This is a genomic window from Nocardia sp. NPDC003979 (assembly GCF_053605015.1).
This window is the reverse complement of sequence record NZ_JBSGIJ010000011.1, coordinates 108,947-122,111: the sequence shown is the minus strand read 5'-3', so window position 1 is coordinate 122,111 and position 13,165 is coordinate 108,947. Positions and strand designations below refer to the sequence as shown.

Here is a 13,165-nt window from a genome sequence, read left to right as displayed (position 1 = left end):
GAGGACGGTTCTGGCGGCCGTGACTGCGGCTGTGGTGGTGTCGACGGTCGGCTCGGTAACGGCGGCCGCCGTGCCTGCCAACCCTGTCTTGCGTACGCCCGCAGGCGGTTTCGAGGAACTGTTCGTTCCGTCGAGCATGGGGCCGATCAAGGTGCAGGTGCGGTGGGCGGCGCGGGGCGGTTCGGCCGCGCTGTATCTGCTCGACGGTTTGCGCGCACCGGCCGACCACAGTCAGTGGACGACCGATACCGATGTGCTGAGCCGATTCGCCGGTGACAACGTCACTCTGGTGTTCCCCGTCGGCGGGCATTCGAGCTTCTACACCGACTGGTACCGCCCGAGCAGCACCAACGGACAGTCCACCACTTATCGGTGGGAAACGTTCCTCACCCGCGAACTACCGGACTTCCTTGCCGGATATGGTGTTTCACGCACGAACAACGCGGTGGTCGGCGCCTCGATGGGTGGCAACGCCGCGCTGACGCTGGCCGCGCACCACCGCGACCAGTTCCGGTTCGCGGGCGCGTTCTCCGGTTTCCTCAACCCGACCTTCCCCGGCTGGGATCTCACGATGCGTGCCGCCATGCTCGACGAGGGCCGCTTCAATCTCGACGACATGTGGGGCCCGGTCGGCGATCCCGCGTGGCGGCGCAACGACGCGACCGTCCAGGCCGAACTGCTGCGCGGCCTGCCGCTCTACATCACCTCGGGCAACGGTGTCCCCGGCCCGCTCGACGCGAGTTCCGCCGTGGGGAACACCGTCAACGCGATGGGCATCGAATCACTGGCGGTGATCGCCGCCAGCATATTCCGGGAACGGACAACGGCCCTCGGCATCCCCGCCCGCGTCGACATCACCGCGGGCACCCACACCTGGCCCTACTGGCAGCAGTCCCTGGCCACGGCCCGCCCCATGATCCTGGAGGCACTTGGCGCGTCCTGAGGCACTGCGGCCCGTTTCGGGACGGCGATGCCGAGGTGACCCGGCTTTCCGCGGCGCGGTGCCCTACGCCGAAACCACGGACGATCGGCGCCGACGAGCCGGAGGACGGGCCGATCGCGATGCGCGGCCGGTTGCTACCGTGCTGACATGCCGGTCGACCGCACACCTTCGCGCACGCTCGTTCTCGGGGGCGCCCGGTCGGGGAAGTCCGCCTTCGCCGAGGGACTGCTCACCGCAGAACGCGAGGTCCGCTACCTCGCCACCGCGGTGCTCGACCCGGCCGACCACGACTTCGCCGAGCGGATCGACCGGCATCGCGACCGGCGCCCCGACCACTGGTCGACGGTCGAGAACGCCGACCCCGCAACGGTTCTCGCCACCGAATCGTTCGCGACCCTGCTCGACGACATCGGCACCTGGCTCACCGCGCGCCTGGACGCGCGCGGGGCGTGGGAGCAACCGCGCGGCACCGTCGCCCCGGACTGCGACGCACTGGTGGCCGCCGTCGCGGCCTACCGGCGGCGATTGGTGATCGTCTCGCCCGAGGTCGGCATGGGTGTCATCCCGGCGACGCGGTCGGGGCGGTTGTTCCGCGACGAGATCGGCACGCTCAACCAGCGGTTGGCCCAGGTGTGCGACGAAGCCTTCCTCGTCGTCGCCGGGCTGCCGGTCCGGTTGAAATGAACCGGGGTCGCCCGGCGCCTTGTGGTCCGGGCAAGATGAGCACCGAAGAAACACTTTGTCGAAAGGCTTCCCAGTGACACACGGATTCGGCCCGGTCGCGGCCCCGGACGCGCAGGTGCGTGGCGCGGCCGAGCAGCGCCAGACGCAGCTGACGAAACCGGCCGGATCGCTGGGACGACTCGAGGAACTCGGCAACTGGATCGCCGCCTGCCAAGGTGTGTGTCCGCCGAAGCAGTTCGAACGTGCCCGCGTGGTGGTGTTCGCCGGGGACCACGGTGTCGCCGAGCACGGCGTCTCCGCGTATCCGAGCGAGGTCACCGCGCAGATGGTCGCGAACTTCCTGGCCGGTGGGGCGGCGGTGAACGCGCTGGCCGCCGTCGCGGGCGCGACCGTGCGCGTCGCCGACATCTCCGTCGACGGCGACACCGACCCGACGGTCGCCCAGCACAAGGTGCGCCGCAGCTCGGGCTCCATCGACCGTGAGGACGCGCTCACTCAGGAAGAGGTGGCCGCCGCGCTCGCGGCCGGGCGCGCGATCGCCGACGAGGAGGTCGACGCGGGCGCCGATCTGCTCGTCGCCGGGGACATGGGTATCGGCAACACCACTCCCGCCACCGTCCTCGTCGCCACCCTCACCAACACCGAACCGGTCGCCGCCGTCGGACGCGGCACCGGTGTCGACGACGCGGGCTGGATCCGCAAGGTCGCCGCCATCCGCGACGGCATGCGCCGTGCCCGGCCCGTCGCCGCCGACCCCGTCGAACTGCTGCGCGTGGCGGCGGGCGCCGATTTCGCCGCCATGGTCGGATTCCTCGCCCAGGCCGCAACCCGCCGCACCCCCGTCCTGCTCGACGGTGTCGTCGTCACCGCCGCCGCCCTGGTCGCCGAGGACCTCGCCGCAGGCGCGAAAGCGTGGTGGCTCCCCGCCCACCGCTCCACCGAGCCCGCCCACGACCTGGCCCTGAAACACCTCCGCCTGCAACCACTCCTGGACCTGAACATGCGCCTCGGCGAAGGTTCCGGCGCCCTCACCGCCCTCCCCCTCCTCCGCGCCGCCGTCGCCACCCTCGCAGAGATGTCGACCTTCGCCGACGCGGGAGTGAGCACACCCGACGAGGCATCTGTCGACCTCGTCAAGTGACGCCGAGAAACAGTGTGAACGCCGCGCGATTGGCGATCTCCTGGCTCACTGTCGTGCCCGTTCGCGGTCCGGCGCAGGTCGACCGGGCCGTCGCGGGGCGGGCGATCACGCTCGCGCCGTCGGTCGGACTACTGCTGGGCGGCGGGGTGGCCGGGGCGCTGTGGGTGTTCGAGCGTGCCGGACTCACCAGCGCGCTCGCCGGCCTGCTCGCGGTGGGACTTCTCGCCCTGTGTACACGCGGTATGCACCTCGACGGGCTCGCCGATACCGCCGACGGGCTCGGCAGCTATGGGCCACCCGAGCGGGCACGCGAGATCATGAAGTCCGGTGCGGCGGGGCCGTTCGGGGTGGCGGCGTTGATCTTCGCGATCGGGATTCAGGCGTTCGCCTTCGCCGCGCTCGTCGACGAGCGGCGGTGGGCGGCGATCGTGCTCGCGGTGGCGCTCGGCCGGGTCGCGGTGGTCGTCGCCTGCAGGCGCGGCGTTGCAGCCGCTCCGGGGTCGGGTTTCGGCACCCTGGTCGCAGGCACCCAGCCGATCGCCGCAGTGGCCTTCTGGCCTGTCCTCGCCCTCTGCTGCTCCGTCTTCGTCGTTCCCGGCAACTTCTGGCTCGGCCCCGTCGTCGTCCTCACCGCCCTGGCCGGATCGGTCCTGATCACCCGCCACTGCGTGCGCCGCTTCGGCGGCATGTCCGGTGACATTCTCGGCACGACGGTGGAAATCACGACTTCTCTTGCCGCCCTTGGCTTCTCGCTGACGTTCTGACTCCCCGCCGCACGACTATGTGAAACCAGCACTATTCACAAATGGGGTGCTCACCGGTTGTGCGCTCCCACAGACCGCCCGGTCATCGGTACTCGGGTGCATCGCCAGCACACCGGTGGCAATACAGTGGAAGACATGTCTTCCGAGCGCCTCTACTTCCGTCAGCTGCTGTCGGGCCGGGATTACGCCGTCGGCGATCCGATCGCGACACAGATGCGCAATTTCGCGTATCTCATCGGCGATCGGGAGACCGGCGAGACCCTTCTCGTCGATCCCGCCTACCAGGCCGCCGACCTCGTCGAGGTGGCCGCCGCCGACGGCATGCGCGTGAGCGGCGTGCTGGCCACCCACCACCATCCCGACCATGTCGGCGGAACCATGCTCGGCTTCACCCTCGGCGGTGTGCGCGAATTACTCGAGAAGACCAGCGTGCCCGTGCACGTGAACAAGTACGAACTGGACTGGGTCGCCAAGACCACCGGCATCGCCCCGAGCGAGCTCACCGGCCACGACAACGGCGACACCGTCTCGGTCGGCGCCTTCGACATCGAACTGCTCCACACCCCCGGCCACACCCCCGGCAGCCAGTGCTTCCTGTTCGACGGCCGCCTCATCTCCGGCGACACCCTGTTCGTCGACGGCTGCGGCCGCACCGACTTCCCCGGCGGCGACTCCGACGAGATGTTCCGCAGCCTGCGTCACCTGGCCGGGCTGAACGGCAATCCCGTCGTCTACCCGGGCCACTGGTACTCCGAGGCGCCGAGCGCCGAGCTGTCCTCGGTCCGCGACAACAACTACGTGCTGCGGCCCCAGTCCCTGCAGCAATGGCAAGCCCTGATGCCGGGCTGACAAACGAAAGAGCGGGCCCACACTCGGGGGCCCGCTCTTTTTTCGCCGATTACAGCTTGCGCAGCCACCCGTGGGTGTCGGCGAACGTGCCGCGCTGGATACCGGTGAGCGTGTCGCGCAGCGCCATCGTCACCTCGCCGGGCTCGCCGCCGCCGATCGCGAATTCGCCGTCGTGGGAACGCACCCAGCCGACGGGGGTGATCACGGCAGCGGTTCCGCACGCGAAAACCTCACTGATCTCACCGGATTCGGCGCCCTTGCGCCATTCCTCCACCGAGACCTTGCGCTCCTCCACCGGGTAGCCGGAGTCGGCGGCCAGGGTGAGCAGCGAGTCGCGGGTGATGCCGGGCAGCAGCGAACCCGACAGTTCCGGGGTCACCAGCCGCGCCTGCGACCCGGTGCCGAACACGAAGAACAGGTTGTTGGTGCCCATCTCCTCGACGTAGCGACGCTCGCAGGCGTCCAGCCACACCACCTGGTCACAACCCTTCTCGGTGGCCTGGGCCTGGGCGAGCAGGGAGGCGGCGTAGTTGCCCGCCACCTTCGCCTCACCGGTACCGCCGGGTGCGGCGCGCACGTATTCGGTGGACAACCACACCCGCACCGGCTTCACACCGCGCGGGAAGTACGCGCCCGCGGGCGAGGCGAGCAGCAGGTACTTGTAGGCGGCGGCCGGCTTCACGCCGAGACCGGCCTCGGTGGAGAACATGAACGGACGCAGGTACAGCGAGTCCTCACCGCCGGCGGCGGGCACCCAGTCGGCGTCCACCTCGAGCAGCTGGCGCACCGACTCGATGAACAGTTCCTCGGGCAGCTCGGCCATCGCCATGCGGGCCGCCGACCGACGGAACCGCGCCGCGTTGGCGTCGATGCGGAAGGTGGCGATGCTGCCGTCGGGCTGACGGTAGGCCTTGAGGCCCTCGAAGATCGCCTGTCCGTAATGGAAGACCATGGTGGCCGGATCCATCGACAACGGACCGTACGGCTCGACCCGCGCGTTGCCCCACTGACCGTCGGTGTAGTCGATCGACACCATGTGATCGGTGAAGTACCGCCCGAAACCGGGCGCCGCCAGTACCTGTTCCCGCTGCTGCGCCGAGATGGGCGCGGGGTGCGGAATACGGGTGAACTGTGCAGCGACTGTCATGATGCGATCCTATCGGGCGGTAACTGTTACTTGGTCTTGGTGTCGACGAACGGCGGCTTGACCACCTCGCAGCGCAGCCTGCGCCCGCGCACGTCGACCTCCACCTCGTCGCCGGGCGCGAGCTTCGCGTCGGTGTCGAGCAGGGCGAGCGCGATGCCGACCTTCAGCGAGGGCGAGAACGTGCCCGAGGTGGTCTCCCCGACCGGTTCGCCGTCGCGCAGAACGGTCTGGCCCTGACGCAGCACACCTCGGTCGAGCGCTTTGAGACCGAGCAGGGTGCGGCGCGGTCCGTCGGCCTTCTCCTTCGTCAGCGCGTCCTTGCCCCAGAACTGCGGCTTCTGCCAACCGACGGCCCACCCGGTGCGGGCCTGGTTCGGGGTGATCTCGAGGGAGAGTTCATGGCCGTGCAGCGGGTAGCCCATCTCGGTACGCAGGGTGTCACGGGCACCGAGTCCGGCGGGCTGACCGCCCGCGGCGAGGACCTGTTCGACCAGCGCGCGGAACACCGGTTCGGCGTCGTCCCATTTCGGCAGCAGCTCGTAGCCGTGTTCGCCGGTGTAGCCGGTGCGGCACACGCGCACGGGCCGACCGTCCCATTCGGCGTCGGCGTAGGCCATGTACTCCATGTCGGTGGGCAGGCCGAGCGCGGCGAGCACCTCGGTGGACTTGGGTCCCTGCACCGCGAACACCGCGTACTCACGGTGTTCGTCGGTGACGGTGATGCCCTCGGGTGCGGTCTTGCGCAGTTCGGCGACGACCGCGGCGGTGTTCGCGGCGTTCGGGACGAGGAACACCTCGTCGTCGCCGACGTAGTACGCGATCAGGTCGTCGATCACGCCGCCGTCCTGCGCGCAGCACAGCGTGTACTGCGCCTTGCCCGGGCGGATGCGGCCGAGATCGTTGGTCAGCGCCGAGTTCACGAACTGCGCGGCGCCGGGTCCCGCCACCGTCGCCTTGCCCAGGTGACTCACATCGAACAGGCCGACCGCCGTCCGCACCGCGGTGTGCTCGCCGACGGTTCCCGCGTACTGCACCGGCATCTCCCAGCCACCGAACGGGGCGAAGGTCGCCCCCAGTTCGACATGAACGGCATGGATGGGGCCTTCGAGCAGGACGTTGTCGGTCATGGCAGCGAGCTTATCCGGCGGTCCCGACATCGCGGCGTGCCCCTGCATTTGGGGGCTCTCACCAGGCATCTCGGCACGCCGGAGCATGCGAGGATCACGCCATGAATCTCCGTAGACCCGTCTCCGTCCTGATGCTCGCCGGCGCGTCGGTGCTGCTGACCCAGCCGGTCGCGCACGCCGAGACCGGCAGCAGCCAGATCAACGTGGGCTGCATCCTGCAGTCGCTGTCCGGCGAGAGCCCGACCGCCGACTGCAACCCGTCCCCGATCCCGGTCCCCTGATCGGGAACCGTCGTGACCCGGCTTCGAGGGGTGCACGGGTCGCGACGGTCGCGAGCGAAAGATGAAGACGGGCAACGGCGGTAGTGTTCTCGGTGTGAGTGATCTGCCCCGCGCCCGGTTCGGTCATGTCGCCCGGATGGACGAGACCATGAGCCGGGCTGTGTCCCGCATTCCCGAAACCGCCATCGATCGCGGCATGCTGCGACTGACCCGCTCGGCGAACACGGGCGGGCTGTGGTTGGCCACGGCTGCGGTGCTGGCGGCCAAACCCGGTCCGCCGCGCCGGGCCGCGCTGCGCGGTGTGATCGCCCTGGCGGGCACGAGCATCGCGGTGAATCTCGTACTCAAGACGCTGATCCCCCGGCGCAGGCCACCGGCCGAGCTGATGCCGCACGGGCGCAGGCTCGTCGACGCGCCGGTGTCGTCGTCGTTCCCGTCCGGACACAGCGCCAACGCCGCCGCGTTCGCCACAGCCGTCGCGCTGGAGAGCCCGCGCACCGCGCTCGCCGTGGCTCCCGTCGCCGCCGCCGTCGCCTACTCGCGCATCCACACGGGCGCGCACTGGCCCTCCGACGTGCTGGTCGGTGCGAGCGTCGGCACCGCCGTCGCGCTCACCACCCGCCGCTGGTGGCCGATCCGCGAATCCGACGAGGCCGAGGCACACGCCGTGCAGGACGCGCCGATCCTGGCCGACGGCAAAGGCCTTGCGCTGCTCATCAATCCGCGCTCCGGTGACTCCACCTACGACCCGACCCCCGATATCGCCGAGGCCCTGCCCGCCGCGAAACTGCTGCACACCGTGCCCGGTCGCGACGCCGCCGAGGTATTGCAGGAGGCGATCGACCCGTCGGTGCTCGCGGTCGGCGCCGCCGGCGGTGACGGCACCATCGCCGCGGCCGCCGCCGTCGCGATCCGCAACGACCTGCCGCTGGTCGTCGTCCCCGCGGGCACCCTCAACCACTTCGCGCGCGACCTCGGCGTCTACGACCTGCGCGAGGTGGCCGACGCCACCGGTGCGGGCGAGGCCGTCGAAGTCGACATCGCCGCAGTCGAATTCGACACCCCAGAGGGTCCGCACACCCATCACCTCATCAACACCGCAAGCGTCGGCGCCTACCCGGAGCTGGTCCGGTTGCGGGAGAAGTGGGAGGACCGGTGGGGCAAGTGGCCCGCGTTCGCCGCGGCCCTGGTCGTCACTCTGCGCCGGGCCGAACCGATCCACATCCGCATCGACGACCGCTGGCACGACATGTGGTTCCTGTTCATCGGCAACGGCCCCTACCACCCGCACGGCGCGGTGCCCGCGTTCCGGTCCCGCCTCGACGAGGGGCTGCTCGATGTGCGCTGGCTGCGCGCCGACGTGCGGTTCTCCCGGACCCGTGCGGTGATCGCGTTGATGCTGGCCGCGATCGGGCACAGCCGGGTCTACGGCGAACGCCAGACCCATGAACTCACCATCACCTCGAAGTCCCCGATCGCGGTGGCCGCCGACGGTGAGGTGGTCGGCACGGCGAGCACCCTGCGGTTCTCGGTGGCGGGGCGGGTGACGGTGTACCGCCGCGACGAGGAGAACCCGCGCTGGGAGAACCGGGCCCGCCCGCATCACCGTCGCCCGCTGGCCTGGCTCACCGACCGGCGCCGCTGAACCGGGTTTCTCACGAACCCGTCTCACCTCGATCACCATCGCCCACAACAACCTTGCGCCACCGCGCCGGACTGTGCACATGATGGATCATGAGCTTTCCGGACGGTGGACGTCCGATCACCGCGTTCGAAGCAGACCGCCGCTGGGACCCCTGGACTCCGAGCGTGGTCGCCGCCCGTCTCACCGACTGCACGGCGCCGTGGGCGGTGGCAGGCGGGTGGGCGCTCGACCTGTTCGCCGGGACCATCTCCCGGGCCCACGCCGACATCGAAATCGCTGTTCCCCGAGCGGCTTTCCCGACAATCGCGGCGGCTTTTCCCGAGTACGAATGGGATGTCGTCGGTGACGGCACGCTGTGGTCGTTCGCGGCCGCCGCCGAGAACGCCGACCTGCACCAGACCTGGTTGCGTGATCCGTTCACCGGCGCCTACCACCTGGACGTGTTCCGCGAACCGCACGACGGCGACACCTGGATCTGCCGACGCGACCCCACCATCACGCTCACCTACCGCGACCTGATCCGCACCACCCCCACCGGTATCCCCTATCTGATCCCCGAAGCGGTCCTGCTGTTCAAGGCGAAGGCCGACCGCCCCAAGGATTCCGCCGATTTCGACCACGTACTGCCACTGCTCACCCCGGAACGCTCGAACCGGCTGCACAACTGGCTGACCCGAGTACACCCCGGCCACCGCTGGCTCGCCGAACTACCGACCCCTTCGGCTACGCAGTGACGCACCACCCCTGCCGGTAATCGATCCAATCCTGGGGCGTGGCAGCGAAATCCACATACAACGCCACCCCGAAGTTCGCGCGACCCACATCGGTGCGCGTCTGCCCTAATCGGATCCCACGCACCGCCGCCGCCACGGTCTCCGCCGCCCCGTGATGGCCGGGATCGTCGGCCCAGAACGCCGGTGCGCCCATCAGCAGATCGACCTCCGTGGGCGTCACCTCCAGCGCCAGCTCCGTCTGCTGCGCGACGTAGCCGCTGTAGAGCGCGCGCGTCGGCATCGCGGTGTCGTAGGACATCACCGCCACCTGGTCGACCCGCCGCGCCACCTCCGCGAAATACGCCTGGCTCCACCACTTCCCGTGATCGGCCACCACGATCCCCACCGCGTGCAATCCGGGCAGCGGATCGATCACCGGCGCCGACACCGACAAGGTCACCCCTGCGGCCGCGGTCATCACGCGGGTCTGCTCGAGCAGGGCCAGGTATCCCGGCGACCCCGACCGGATGGGTTCCAGGTCGTAGTGCACGCCGTCGAACCCGTAGTCGAGCACCCGCCGCGCCGAGGCGACCACCCGTTCCCGCGACGCCGCCGATTCCACGTCGAGACCGTCGAATTCGGGCAGCACGATGTCGCCGAGCCACGACTGCACCCGGATACCGGGCAGCTTCGTGTGCACCGCGTCGACGAACCACCGCGCCCTGGGTGCCAGGTCGTCGCGCAGCGACCCGTCGTGCTCCAGCGGACCCGTGTGGACGTACAGATCACGAATGCCGGTGCCCGCCAGCAACTTCGCGAGCTCATCGATATCGGCGTCGGTGCGGCGCCCGTCGACCCAGGCGTGGCCGAGCCAGAACGCGTCCTTACCCCGGCTGCGCGCCTGCTCGGATTGCTCGCCGACGTTGTACACCAGCAGCGCGGTGAGTATGCCCGCGACCGGCACCGATACCACCGCCACCAGCGCGAGCACGACGACGACGCCACGCATCCACCACGACCACGCCCGCCACTTCCCCCGCATTGTTCCTCCCCCGATCGACGACGTCCCGATACTACCGGCAGGTACCGACAGGGAAATTTCCGGCAAATCGCCCACGCGTGAAACACTGTGCGCCGCTGTACAACTGAACGGAGCACCACATGAAATTCGCCGTCACCCTCGGGTCCGCCGCTGTCGCGGCCTTCGCCTGCGCGATCGCGACCCCGCCCGTGGCCAGCGCCCAGCAGTCCTCGGACTGCCACGGCTCGTACTCCCCCTGCCTACCCATCGTCAGCGACGTCGACTGCGAGGGTGGCAGCGGCAACGGACCCGTCTACACCGGCAAGGTGAAGGTCATCGGCCCCGACGATTACGGCCTCGACCGCGACGGCGACGGTTACGGCTGCGAGTAGACAGCACGAGGGGCGTGCGATGACGGATCATCGCACGCCCCTCGGCGTAGCTCAGCGGTTCTCGGGCCTGCCCCAACCCTCGTCGTCGGGCTTGCCGAGATCGGGCCCCGAGCCTGGGCCGCCGTGGCCGCCGCCACCGGTCCCCGGGCCACCGTAACCCTGGTCACCGGAACCGGGCCCGCCGTATCCGGGCTGTTGCCCACCGAAACCGGGCTGACCATAACCGGGACCACCAGGTTGCTGACCACCGTATCCGGGCTGCTGACCACCGAAACCGGGCTGACCATAACCGGGCCCGCCGGGTTGCTGACCACCGAAGCCGGGCTCACCGTAACCACCCGCACCTGGAGCGCCGTATCCCGGCTGCTCACCGAATCCACCGGCGGAACCGCCGTACGGCGGGTAACCCGGATCCGCGACGCTCTGCCCACCGACGACCGGCCCACCGGTGATCACCCGGTAGGCGTAGGCCGTCGCCAGCACCGACAGCGGAATCGACACCAACAAACCGAGGCCACACAGCAACGCGCCGACGATATTGATGCCGAACAGCGCGAGCGCCAGCAACAGCAGCGGCCCCGCATTGGCGGAGATCGCGGAAAAACTCGACTTGATCGCGGTGATCGCGTCCTGGTTCCGGTCGAGGACGAAGTAGAGCGTGAACCAGGTGAAGAAGGCGATCACGATGCCGGGCAGGATGCACAGCACGAAGCCGATACCGGTGGCGATACCGACGAGCAGCGAAGCCACGATGACCGCGCCGACATTGGTGAACTTGAAGAATTCACCGAATCCCGGTTTGCGCCCGTCGGTTTCGTCCAGTGCGCCACGCACCATCGCCGCGGAGATCAGATAGCCGACGACGGTGCTCACCACACTGCCGATGAACTGCCAGACACCGAATCCGATGCTGAAGTTGCCGCTGTAATCGGTGTCGGCGGAATTACCGAGCCCGAAGATGAAGTTGAGCGCCACCTGGATCACGGCGAAGATCAGGACGATACCGATCCAGACGACGACGTTGTTCTTGTATTTCTCCCAGGCGTACCCGAGAGCGGCGCCTACGCTGAGATCCGGTCTCGCCGGAGGATATCCGGGTTGCTGTTGTCCATACGTCATCCGAACCGCATCTCCTCATCGTCTGCGGCGACCGCGGCCGCCGTCATGAGTCATACCGATCCGGCGTCATCGCGCTCACGCCGACATCGCCGATCATGGCATATGTCGGCGTCGCTATCAGCTCACATTCTCGCGTTTGGGCAATTTCCATCCCGGACGCGGGAAATGGCAGGTGTAGCCGTCGGGATAACGCTCCAGATAGTCCTGGTGCTCGGGCTCGGCCTCCCAGAATTCCCCCGCCGGGGTGACCTCGGTGACCACCTTGCCCGGCCACAGCCCGGAGGCGTCCACGTCGGCGATGGTGTCCAGCGCGATGCGCCGCTGCTCGTCGTCGAGATAGAAGATCGCCGATCGGTAGCTCGAGCCGATGTCGTTGCCCTGCCGGTCCTTGGTGGTCGGGTCGTGGATCTGGAAGAGGAATTCGAGCAACGCGCGGTAATCGGTCCGCTCGGGGTCGTAGACGATCTCGACGGCCTCCGCGTGACCGGGATGGTTGCGGTAGGTCGGGCGCTCGTTCTCGCCACCGGTGTAACCGACGCGAGTCGACACAACCCCCGGTTGACGGCGGATCAGGTCCTGCATACCCCAGAAGCAGCCACCGGCCAGAATCGCCTTACGGGTCTCGCTCACAGATCCTCCTCGATGAGAACTCGTGGTCGCACGTGTAGCGCACAACCGTGGGAGTAGAACGCCGGATTCATCCCCGGAATTCCGCTCAGTACAGTCTCGCCCCGAGAGTTCACGCAACACCAACCCCAGTGTTACCCACATTCGAGGAGGAATACGGCGCAATGCCACGGTTCGGGGTTTCACAGTGTTCGGCGATCGCAGTGATCGCGACAGCTCTTCTCACGGGCACGGCGGGCGGTGCCCTCGCCCATCCGGGTGGTCCCGACGACACCATCGGCCAGACCACGACCAGCTGCGAGCAGGGCGGTGAAACGCTGTACGCCGACCGGCACACCCGCGCGGCGGTCGGCCAGATCGATGCCGTGCTGGTCGCGGCGGACACGCGCGCACCGATCGCGGGTGGCAAGGTGGTGCTGATCGGCGTCGACGCCTGTGGCGATTCGATCCACCGCCACCTGTTCACCGGCAATTCCGGCCAGGCCAGTTTCCGCGGCCTGCAGCCCGGCCGCTATCAGCTCACCGCCTACACCAGCGACTCCGACGTACAGCCGATCACCTCCACCGAGGTCGCTCTCGACACCCCGAGCACCAAGACGGTCCGCTTCGTCGCAGGCTGACGGTTCGGGCCGGGCATCCGTCCGGCCCGAAAACCGTTGACGCCCAGCGCGTTCACCCCGCCCGTGATAGACATCACCCGAAGTGGAAAAGG

General features: G+C 68.9%; 15 protein-coding genes. 10 read left to right on the top strand and 5 right to left on the bottom strand.

All coding sequences use genetic code 11. The features are described from left to right. Positions 1–10: 10 nt before the first annotated feature. From ACWEVR_RS22640 to ACWEVR_RS22620, 5 genes are all read left to right on the top strand, one after another. The gene (locus tag ACWEVR_RS22640) at positions 11–943 is read left to right on the top strand and encodes an alpha/beta hydrolase (RefSeq protein WP_452468682.1); all 933 of its coding nucleotides are present in this window, start codon (positions 11–13) and stop codon (positions 941–943) included. A gap of 147 nt (positions 944–1,090) precedes the next feature. After that, on the top strand, positions 1,091–1,627 hold the full coding sequence (locus ACWEVR_RS22635) for a bifunctional adenosylcobinamide kinase/adenosylcobinamide-phosphate guanylyltransferase (RefSeq protein ID WP_452468616.1): 537 nt from the start codon (positions 1,091–1,093) through the stop codon (positions 1,625–1,627). Positions 1,628–1,700: 73 nt separating this feature from the next. Next, a complete protein-coding gene (cobT, locus tag ACWEVR_RS22630) occupies positions 1,701–2,768 on the top strand; it encodes a nicotinate-nucleotide--dimethylbenzimidazole phosphoribosyltransferase (RefSeq protein WP_452468615.1) in 1,068 nt (355 codons plus the stop codon). Between the two features lie 14 nt (positions 2,769–2,782). Next, positions 2,783–3,532, top strand: a complete 750-nt coding sequence (locus ACWEVR_RS22625; RefSeq protein WP_452468614.1) for an adenosylcobinamide-GDP ribazoletransferase — start codon at positions 2,783–2,785, stop codon at positions 3,530–3,532. Positions 3,533–3,667: 135 nt separating this feature from the next. Beyond that, positions 3,668–4,381 carry an MBL fold metallo-hydrolase gene (locus tag ACWEVR_RS22620; protein WP_452468613.1) on the top strand — a complete coding sequence of 238 codons (714 nt, stop codon included), beginning with the start codon at positions 3,668–3,670 and terminating at the stop codon, positions 4,379–4,381. A 49-nt stretch (positions 4,382–4,430) separates the two neighbouring features. Here the strand turns inward: ACWEVR_RS22620 and ACWEVR_RS22615 are convergent, their stop codons facing one another. Together ACWEVR_RS22615 and gcvT are read right to left on the bottom strand one after the other, a co-directional pair. Then, the gene (locus ACWEVR_RS22615; RefSeq protein ID WP_356986108.1) at positions 4,431–5,528 is read right to left on the bottom strand and encodes a branched-chain amino acid aminotransferase; all 1,098 of its coding nucleotides are present in this window, start codon (positions 5,526–5,528) and stop codon (positions 4,431–4,433) included. Between the two features lie 26 nt (positions 5,529–5,554). Beyond that, a complete protein-coding gene (gcvT, locus tag ACWEVR_RS22610) occupies positions 5,555–6,655 on the bottom strand; it encodes a glycine cleavage system aminomethyltransferase GcvT (protein WP_452468612.1) in 1,101 nt (366 codons plus the stop codon). 101 nt (positions 6,656–6,756) lie between these two features. Between gcvT and ACWEVR_RS22605 the strand changes: the two genes are divergently transcribed. From ACWEVR_RS22605 to ACWEVR_RS22595, 3 genes are all read left to right on the top strand, one after another. Beyond that, complete coding sequence (locus ACWEVR_RS22605) at positions 6,757–6,936, top strand: hypothetical protein (protein ID WP_452468611.1); 180 nt, start codon at positions 6,757–6,759, stop codon at positions 6,934–6,936. A 94-nt stretch (positions 6,937–7,030) separates the two neighbouring features. Further along, positions 7,031–8,581 carry a bifunctional phosphatase PAP2/diacylglycerol kinase family protein gene (locus ACWEVR_RS22600; protein WP_225282211.1) on the top strand — a complete coding sequence of 517 codons (1,551 nt, stop codon included), beginning with the start codon at positions 7,031–7,033 and terminating at the stop codon, positions 8,579–8,581. Positions 8,582–8,670: 89 nt separating this feature from the next. After that, positions 8,671–9,315: a nucleotidyltransferase domain-containing protein gene (locus ACWEVR_RS22595; RefSeq protein WP_452468610.1), complete on the top strand. Its 645-nt coding sequence runs from the start codon at positions 8,671–8,673 to the stop codon at positions 9,313–9,315. Here the strand turns inward: ACWEVR_RS22595 and ACWEVR_RS22590 are convergent. Then, on the bottom strand, positions 9,305–10,336 hold the full coding sequence (locus tag ACWEVR_RS22590; RefSeq protein ID WP_452468609.1) for a hypothetical protein: 1,032 nt from the start codon (positions 10,334–10,336) through the stop codon (positions 9,305–9,307). The genes ACWEVR_RS22595 and ACWEVR_RS22590 overlap by 11 nt on opposite strands. 119 nt (positions 10,337–10,455) lie before the next feature. Between ACWEVR_RS22590 and ACWEVR_RS22585 the strand changes: the two genes are divergently transcribed. After that, positions 10,456–10,707 carry a hypothetical protein gene (locus ACWEVR_RS22585; RefSeq protein ID WP_452468608.1) on the top strand — a complete coding sequence of 84 codons (252 nt, stop codon included), beginning with the start codon at positions 10,456–10,458 and terminating at the stop codon, positions 10,705–10,707. Between the two features lie 51 nt (positions 10,708–10,758). Here the strand turns inward: ACWEVR_RS22585 and ACWEVR_RS22580 are convergent, their stop codons facing one another. Beyond that, complete coding sequence (locus ACWEVR_RS22580; protein WP_452468607.1) at positions 10,759–11,826, bottom strand: hypothetical protein; 1,068 nt, start codon at positions 11,824–11,826, stop codon at positions 10,759–10,761. Positions 11,827–11,943: 117 nt separating this feature from the next. Beyond that, complete coding sequence (gene msrA, locus ACWEVR_RS22575) at positions 11,944–12,456, bottom strand: peptide-methionine (S)-S-oxide reductase MsrA (RefSeq protein WP_452468606.1); 513 nt, start codon at positions 12,454–12,456, stop codon at positions 11,944–11,946. 200 nt (positions 12,457–12,656) lie between these two features. Here msrA and ACWEVR_RS22570 point away from each other — a divergent pair, with 200 nt between their 5' ends. Next, positions 12,657–13,073, top strand: a complete 417-nt coding sequence (locus ACWEVR_RS22570; protein WP_452468605.1) for a carboxypeptidase-like regulatory domain-containing protein — start codon at positions 12,657–12,659, stop codon at positions 13,071–13,073. The last annotated feature ends 92 nt before the right edge of the window (positions 13,074–13,165 follow it).

Bases quoted from the DNA above. Each gene is read 5' to 3' on its own strand.
- ACWEVR_RS22585 (WP_452468608.1), top strand. From the start codon at position 10,456: ATGAAATTCGCCGTCACCCTCGGGTCCGCCGCTGTCGCGGCCTTCGCC.
- ACWEVR_RS22590 (WP_452468609.1), bottom strand. From the start codon at position 10,336: ATGCGGGGGAAGTGGCGGGCGTGGTCGTGGTGGATGCGTGGCGTCGTC.
- gcvT (WP_452468612.1), bottom strand. From the start codon at position 6,655: ATGACCGACAACGTCCTGCTCGAAGGCCCCATCCATGCCGTTCATGTC.
- ACWEVR_RS22580 (WP_452468607.1), bottom strand. From the start codon at position 11,826: ATGACGTATGGACAACAGCAACCCGGATATCCTCCGGCGAGACCGGAT.
- ACWEVR_RS22595 (WP_452468610.1), top strand. From the start codon at position 8,671: ATGAGCTTTCCGGACGGTGGACGTCCGATCACCGCGTTCGAAGCAGAC.
- ACWEVR_RS22635 (WP_452468616.1), top strand. From the start codon at position 1,091: ATGCCGGTCGACCGCACACCTTCGCGCACGCTCGTTCTCGGGGGCGCC.
- ACWEVR_RS22605 (WP_452468611.1), top strand. From the start codon at position 6,757: ATGAATCTCCGTAGACCCGTCTCCGTCCTGATGCTCGCCGGCGCGTCG.
- ACWEVR_RS22620 (WP_452468613.1), top strand. From the start codon at position 3,668: ATGTCTTCCGAGCGCCTCTACTTCCGTCAGCTGCTGTCGGGCCGGGAT.
- ACWEVR_RS22615 (WP_356986108.1), bottom strand. From the start codon at position 5,528: ATGACAGTCGCTGCACAGTTCACCCGTATTCCGCACCCCGCGCCCATC.